This window comes from Micrococcus sp. HG099, from assembly GCF_024723355.1.
GTDB lineage: Bacteria > Actinomycetota > Actinomycetes > Actinomycetales > Micrococcaceae > Micrococcus > Micrococcus endophyticus.
On the sequence record NZ_JANQCJ010000109.1, the window covers coordinates 1 to 7,765 of the forward strand.

The 7,765-nt window shown below is 73.0% G+C and carries 5 protein-coding genes; 3 read left to right on the forward strand and 2 right to left on the reverse strand.

What is annotated here, in order from left to right:
* Positions 1 to 52 precede the first annotated feature (52 nt).
* Positions 53 to 703 carry a DNA-3-methyladenine glycosylase I gene (locus NWP10_RS09380; RefSeq protein ID WP_258300712.1) on the forward strand — a complete coding sequence of 217 codons (651 nt, stop codon included), beginning with the start codon at positions 53 to 55 and terminating at the stop codon, positions 701 to 703.
* 63 nt (positions 704 to 766) lie between these two features.
* Positions 767 to 2,182, forward strand: coding sequence for an NAD-dependent succinate-semialdehyde dehydrogenase (locus NWP10_RS09385; RefSeq protein WP_258300709.1), 1,416 nt, complete (start codon positions 767 to 769; stop codon positions 2,180 to 2,182).
* A 144-nt stretch (positions 2,183 to 2,326) separates the two neighbouring features.
* On the opposite strand, the gene NWP10_RS09390 is transcribed toward NWP10_RS09385, so the two are convergent.
* Entirely contained in the window at positions 2,327 to 2,920 is a 594-nt protein-coding gene (locus tag NWP10_RS09390) for a 2'-5' RNA ligase family protein (RefSeq protein WP_258300710.1), read from the reverse strand.
* Entirely contained in the window at positions 2,917 to 4,551 is a 1,635-nt protein-coding gene (gene putP / locus NWP10_RS09395) for a sodium/proline symporter PutP (protein ID WP_017488928.1), read from the reverse strand. The genes NWP10_RS09390 and putP overlap by 4 nt, the downstream gene beginning before the upstream one ends.
* A gap of 96 nt (positions 4,552 to 4,647) precedes the next feature.
* Between putP and hrpA the strand changes: the two genes are divergently transcribed.
* On the forward strand, positions 4,648 to 7,765 hold a 3,118-nt coding region (hrpA, locus tag NWP10_RS09400), incomplete at its 3' end, for an ATP-dependent RNA helicase HrpA (RefSeq protein WP_258300711.1).

Consider the following 7,765-nt stretch of genomic DNA (forward strand, 5'->3'; position numbering starts at 1 on the left):
CGCCGCGCCCGTCCGCTCCGCCGCCGGGGCCGCCGAGCCGCCGGCCGGCGTCGTGGTGGGCGAGGACGGGCGGGCCCGCGCGCCCTGGGCCGACCGCGACCCCCTGTTGCGCGCCTACTACGACGAGGAGTGGGGTGTGCCCGTCACGGACGAGCGCGGCCTGTTCGAGCGGCTCGTCCTCGAGGCGTTCCAGTCGGGGCTGAGCTGGCGGACGGTGCTGGCCAAGCGGCCGCGGTTCCGCGAGGCCTTCGCCGGCTTCGACCCGGACGCGGTGGCCGGCTTCGGCCCGGAGCGGGTCGAGGAGCTGCTGCAGGACGCCGGGATCATCCGCAACCGCGCCAAGGTGGAGGCCGCCGTGGCGAACGCGCGCGCCGTCGTCGCGATGCGGGACGAGCCGTGGACCCCGCTGCACCCCGGCTCCCCCGGGGCGGGCCCGGGCTGGGACGGACCGGGCGACCGGCCGGACCGCGGGCTGGCCGGGCTCGTCTGGGCGCACCAGCCGGCCGCGACGCCGCGCCCGGGGACGGTGGCGGAGGTGCCCTCCGCCTCGGACGAGTCCCGCGCCCTGGCGACGGCCCTCAAGGCCCGCGGCTGCCGGTTCGTGGGGCCCACCACCTGCTTCGCTCTGATGGAGGCCGCCGGGATCGTGGACACCCACCTGCTCGGCTCGTGGCGAAGAGGGGCGTCCGGGATCTGGGGGTGAACGGGGGCCTCCGGCAGGATGGGGAGCTCAACGCAGGACGTCCACACGAAAGGGTGACGACTGATGACCACCACCTCCGCCTCTCAGGGCTACCGCACGATCAACCCGGCCACCGGGGAGCTGCTGAAGTCCTTCGACAACGCCACGGATCAGCAGATCGTCGACGCCCTCGACGCGTCGCAGGCCGCCTACGAGCAGTGGTCCCAGAAGTCGGTGGCCGAGCGCGCCGCCGTCGTGAAGCGGATCTCCGAGCTGCTGGCCGAGCGCTCCAAGGACATCGCCGCGCTGATCACCATGGAGATGGGCAAGTCCCTCGGCGCTGCAGTCGGCGAGGTGCGCTACAGCGCCCAGATCTTCGGATACTACGCGGACGAGGCCGAGGAGCTGCTCGCGGACCAGCCGATCAAGCAGTTCTCCGGGCAGGAGGCGTTCGTCCAGCGGCTGCCGATCGGCCCGCTGCTGGGGATCATGCCGTGGAACTTCCCGGTGTACCAGGTGGCCCGATTCGTGGCGCCGAACCTCGTGCTCGGCAACACCATCCTGCTCAAGCACGCCGAGATCAACCCGCAGGTGGCCCAGCTGCTGGAAGAGCTCTTCACCGAGGCCGGACTGCCGGAGGGCGTGTACCAGAACCTGTTCGCCACCCATGACCAGATCTCCACGATCATCGCCGACCCGCGCGTGCAGGGCGTGTCCCTCACCGGTTCGGAGCGGGCCGGCGCCGCCGTCGCCGAGCAGGCCGGCCGGCACCTCAAGAAGGTCGTCCTCGAGCTCGGCGGCTCCGATCCGTACATCGTGCTCTCCGCGCCGGACGCCCGCGCGGCCGCCCGCGACGCTCTGGCCACCCGGCTGGGCAACTGGGGCCAGGCCTGCAACTCGAACAAGCGCATGATCGTCATGGAGGACCTCTACGACGACTTCGTGGACGAGCTGGTTCAGCGCTCCTCGGCGATGAAGCCCGGTGACCCGACCTCGCGCGACGCCGACGTCTACGGCCCGCTGTCCTCCGAGTCCGCGGCCGACGGGCTCGCCGAGCAGATCGCCGCGGCCAAGGAGGCCGGCGCCACCGTCCACGTGGGCGGCGAGCGCGTCTCCGGCCCCGAGGGCGAGGGCTTCTACGTCTCCCCGGCCGTGATCACGGACGTGGACCAGGAGAACCCCGCCTACTCGCAGGAGCTGTTCGGCATGGCCTCCGTGGTCTACAAGGTGTCCTCGGCCGAGGAGGCCGTGGCCCTGGCCAACGACTCGCAGTACGGTCTCGGCGGCGCCGTCTTCTCCACGGACCTCGACGAGGCCAAGCGCGTTGCCGACCAGCTCGAGGTGGGCATGGCGAACGTGAACCTCGCCTCCGCCGCCGGCGCGAACCTGCCCTTCGGCGGCGTGAAGCGCTCGGGCTTCGGCCGCGAGCTCGGCCCCATGGCCGTGGACGAGTTCGCCAACAAGCGCCTCTACGCGGTGCAGGGCCCGCTGGAGGGCTGACCCCGGGCCGGCCGGACGGGTCCCCCGCTCCGGCCGACCCGTCGGCCGCCTGAGGCACGCAGAGTGGTCACGACATGCCGTCACCGGATTCCGGTGACGGCATGTCGTGACCACTCTGTTCGTTCGGGCCTGCTCGTCGGCCCCTCAGCCACGCAGCGGGACGGTCGCCAGCACCTCGTGCAGCGGCCCGCCGGAGCGGCCCTCGCCGACCCGGGACGCCACGACCTCGACCTCGTCGGCGGTCCACTGGGGCCCGCGGTACACCGTGAGCGCGTGCACGGCCTCGGCCAGCAGGATAGTGGCCGGTGCCGGCGGACGGGGCTCGCCCCGCCTCCGACCCCGAGGTCGGGGCGCGGCGCCCGATACCCGCGCCACGGTGAGGTGGGCACGCCGGCGGTCCCGGCCGTCGTCGTCGGCGAGCCAGGGCTCCGCCAGGAGCGCGCCGAGCTCCCGGACCTGCCCGCCCACCCCGACCCAGAGCGTGCGGTGGGAGAACTCCCCCGCCCCGGCCAGGTGCAGGTCGAGCGGGGCATGTCCCGCCGCGATGCGGCCGGCGTCGGCGACGACGTCGTCCACGGCGCCGGCGGGCACCTCCGGGTGGAACGCCAGCGTCAGGTGCTGCTGCTCCGGGTCGGTCCAGCGCAGCGCGCGTCCGGCCCGGTCCCGGACGCCGTCGAGGGCCGGCTCGAGGTGGTCGAGCACGGCCCTCGGCGGACGGATCGTGAGGAAGAGCCTCACGCCTGCGCGCGCGGATCGGCGGCGGCTGCGGTCGAGCCCCCGCCGGCGTCCCGCGTCATGGCGGCCGGGGCCACGTCCGGGTGCGGCTCACGGCCGGCCACGATGTCGATCGCGCCGGTGAACTCGGCGTCGATCCGCCGCTGCACACGGCGCGAGCGCTGGGTCACGAGGGACACCACCACACCCACCACGAGAGCGGCGACGAAGCCCGGCAGCAGCTCGTACAGGCCGAACCACTCCCACGTCTCGGCACTGGCCTCGGACCAGAACCAGGCGACGGCGGCACCGGTGACCATGGCGGCCATCGCCCCCCACGAGGTGAACCGCGGCCAGTACAGGGCGAGCAGGATCACGGGGCCGAAGGCGGCACCGAAGCCGGCCCACGCGAAGGAGACGAGCTCGAGCACGGAGGAGTCGGGGTTGAGGGCGAGCAGACCCGCCACGAGCGCCACCACCAGCACGCCGATGCGGCCGAGCCACAGGGTGAACGTCGGGGACCCGGTGCGCCCGCGCAGCATGTAGAGGTCCTCCACCAGGGCGGAGGAGCACACGATCAGCTGCGAGGAGAGCGTGGACATGATCGCGGCGAGGACGGCGGCCAGCACCAGGCCGGCCACGAACGGGTGGAACATGATCGAGGCCAGCACGAGGAACACGGTCTCCGGGTCCTCGAGCGTGGTGCCGGGGTTGGCCTGGAAGTAGGCGATGCCCACGAGAGCCACCATCACAGCGCCGAACACGGACAGCGCCATCCAGCCGATGCCCACGCGTCGGGCGACGGCCGCGTCGTGCGGGGTGCGCAGGGCCATGAAGCGGACGATGATGTGCGGCTGGCCGAAGTAGCCCAGGCCCCAGGCGAGGGAGGACAGGACGCCGATCAGCGTCGCGTTCTCGAACATCGAGAAGTGGTTCACTCCGCCGCCGGCGGCGTCGGCGGCGCGGATGCCCTCGACGACGGCGTCCCAGCCGCCCATGGTCAGGATCACGACGATGGGCACGGCCAGCAGGGAGAGGAACATGAGGATGCCCTGGGCCACGTCCGTCAGCGAGGCGCCGAGGAAGCCGCCGAACAGGGTGTAGAGCACCGTGATGCCCGCGACCACGAGCATGCCGGTGAGGTAGTTGATGCTGATGCCCTGGGCGTAGAAGGACTCGGGGCCGAAGGTGGACTCGACGAACTTGCCGCCGGCCACCATGCCCGAGGAGACGTAGAAGGTGAAGAACACGAGGATGATCAGGCCGGCCACGATCCGCAGGATGTGCGTGCGGTCCTTGAACCGGTTCTCGAGGAAGGACGGGATCGTGATCGAGTTCCCTGCCACCTCGGTGTAGGAGCGCAGGCGGGGGGCGACCACGCGCCAGTTCACCCACGCGCCCACGGTCAGGCCGACCGCCATCCAGCCCTCGACCAGGCCCGCGGCGTAGATCGCGCCGGGCAGGCCCATCAGGAGCCACCCGGACATGTCGGACGCACCCGCGGAGAGCGCCGCGACGGACGGCTTCATGTCGCGTCCGGCGAGCACGTAGTCGTCGAGGTCGGTGTTCTTGCGGGAGGCGTACAGGCCGATCGCGATCATCGCGAGGAAATAGAGGCCGATCGCCGCTAACAGGAAGACGGTGTTCGTGTCCATGGGCTCCAGGGAATCACATCCGGACTCTCAGCCCCAGTCCCGGATTCACCCCGTCCGGGCCGGCCCGGGCCCCGCGCGCCTAGGATGGAGGCCGTCATGACGCAGACTCCACCGCCCTCCACGCCCGCCGCGCAGCCGTCGGCGACGCCCCACGACGCCGCCGCGATCACGTTCGCCGAACACCTGCCGGTGGCGGAGCGCCGTGAGGAGATCATGGCCGCGATCCGCGACCACCAGGTGGTGATCGTCGCGGGCGAGACCGGTTCGGGCAAGACCACGCAGCTGCCGAAGATGTGCCTGGCCCTCGGGCTCGGGGAGGCCGGTTCGATCGGCCACACCCAGCCCCGGCGCATCGCCGCCCGCTCGGTGGCCGAGCGCATCGCGCAGGAGCTGGGCGAGGAGATCGGGCAGACGGTCGGCTATCAGGTCCGCTTCACGGCACAGACCTCGAAGGCCACCCGGGTGAAGGTCATGACGGACGGCATCCTGCTGGCCGAGATCCCCCATGACCCGCAGCTGCGCCGCTACTCCGTGATCATCGTGGACGAGGCCCACGAGCGCAGCCTCAACATCGACTTCCTCCTGGGCTACCTGCGCAACCTGCTGCCCCAGCGCCCGGACCTGAAGGTGATCATCACCTCGGCCACGATCGACCCGGAGCGCTTCGCCCGGCACTTCGGCCGCGCCCTCGCCGAGGGCGAGGAGCACGAGGACGCGGTGCCGGCGGACGACGGCGGCCTCGTGGTCCCGGCGCCCGTCATCGAGGTCTCGGGCCGGACCTACCCCGTGGAGGTGCGGTACCGCCCGCTGACGGGCGAGCCCTCCCCCGGCGATCCCGAGGACGACTCGGACGACGCCGCCGAGACGCGCGACCCCCTGGACGCGATCGGCGAGGCCGTGCTGGAGCTGGCCGCCGAGCCACCGGGCGACATCCTCGTGTTCCTGCCGGGCGAGCGGGAGATCCGCGACGCCGCCGACCACCTCTCCGGCGTCGTCGCCTCCTCGAAGCGCCTGGCGGGCACGGAGGTGCTGCCGCTGTTCGGCCGCCTGTCCATGGCGGAGCAGCACCGGGTGTTCGGCCGCGCCGCCGCCGGCGTGCGCCGCCGGATCGTCCTGGCCACCAACGTGGCCGAGACGTCCCTGACCGTGCCGGGCATCAAGTACGTGATCGACACGGGCACGGCGCGCATCTCGCGGTACTCGCACCGCACCAAGGTGCAGCGCCTGCCGATCGAGCGTGTCTCCCAGGCCAGCGCGAACCAGCGCGCCGGCCGCTCGGGCCGCACGAGCCCGGGCATCGCGATCCGCCTGTACTCGGAGGAGGACTACCTCTCCCGCCCCGAGTTCACGGACCCGGAGATCCTGCGCACCTCCCTGGCCTCCGTGATCCTGCAGATGCTCTCTCTCGGCGTGGCCGCCACCCCGGCGGACGTCCAGGGCTTCCCCTTCGTGCAGCCGCCGGACGGCCGGCAGGTCTCCGACGGCGCCACCACGCTCACCGAGCTCGGCGCGCTGCACCCGCCCCGGCCCTCCGGCGCGGAGGACGGGCGCCACGGCGGCCGCGGCGGGCGGGCCCCCGAGCCGGGCACCATCACCCCGATCGGCCGCCGCCTGGCCCGGCTGCCCGTGGACCCGCGGCTCGGGCGCATGATCCTGGAGTCCGGCGAGCGCGGCTGCGTCCGCGAGGTCATGGTGCTCGCCGCCGCCCTCACCATCCAGGACCCCCGCGAGCGCCCCGTGGAGCAGCGCGAGGCCGCCGACGAGCTGCACCGGCGGTTCGCGGACGAGAACTCGGACTTCTCCGCGATCCTCAACCTCTGGGCCTACCTGCAGGAGCAGCAGAAGGAGCTCTCCGGCTCGCAGTTCCGCAAGCTGTGCCGCCGCGAGCACATCAACTGGCTGCGCGTGCACGAGTGGCAGGACCTCGTGCGGCAGCTGCGCCAGCTCGCCAAGGACGTGGGAGTGGCGGTGCACGCCGGCCCGGTGGACCCGGTGGGCCAGCACGAGGCGGTGCACCGGTCGCTGCTCACCGGCCTGCTCTCCCAGATCGGCTCCTACGACGAGCGCCGCCGCGAGTACGCCGGCGCCCGCGGCACCCGCTTCGCCGTGTTCCCCGGCTCCGCCCTGTTCAAGAAGCGCCACCCCTTCGTGATGGCCGCCGAGCTCGTGGAGACGTCCCGGCTGTGGGCGCGGACAGTGGCGAGGATCGAGCCGGAGTGGGCCGAGGAGGCCGCGGGCGGGCTCGTGAAGCGCACGTACAACGAGCCGCACTGGTCCCGCCGGGCTGGCGCCGTCGTCGCCCGGGAGAAGGTCACGCTCTTCGGGGTCACCCTCATCCCGGACCGGTCCGTGAAGTACGGCCGGATCGACCCGGAGCTCTCGCGCGAGCTGTTCATCCGGCACGCCCTCGTGGAGGGCGACTGGCGCACCCGCCACCGGTTCTTCGCCCGCAACCGCGCCGCCCTCGAGGAGGTCGACGCGCTCGAGACGCGCCTGCGCCGCCGCGACCTGCGGATCGGGGACGAGGACCTCTTCGCCTTCTACGACGCGCGGGTGCCGGCGAACGTGGTCTCCGAGCGGCACTTCGACACGTGGTGGAAGAAGGCCCGCCAGGAGCGGCCGGACCTGCTGGACCTCGACGTCGCCGCGCTGCTCACCGCCGACGCCGAGGACCTGGACACGGACGCGTTCCCCACCGTGTTCCCCTACCCGCTGCCCGGCGGGGACGTGGACCTCGACCTGGAGTACACCTTCGACCCCACCGGCGCCTCCGGCACCGACGGCGTGACCGTGTCCGTGCCGGTCCTGCTCCTCAACCAGGTCTCCCCCGGCCCCTTCGCGTGGCTCGTGCCGGGCCTGCGCGTGGAGCTCGTGACCGCCCTGATCAAGGCCCTGCCCAAGGCCGTGCGCAAGCAGCTCGTGCCCGCCCCGGACGTGGCCCGGCAGCTCGTGGCGGACCTCGACGCGCACGCGGACCCGCTCGCCGACGAGCTGACCGAGGCCTTGTCCGCCGCCGTGCGCCGGGTCCGCGGGATCGTCGTGGAGCCCGGGCTGTGGGCGCCCGAGGCGGTGCCGGCGCACCTGCGCATGGACTACCGCGTGGTGGACGCCCGCGGCGCCGTGATGGGGGCGGGCCAGGACCTGGCCGCCCTCCAGGCCCGCCTCGCCAAGGCCAACCGCTCGGCCATCGCCGCGCGCCTGGCCGGCACGGACG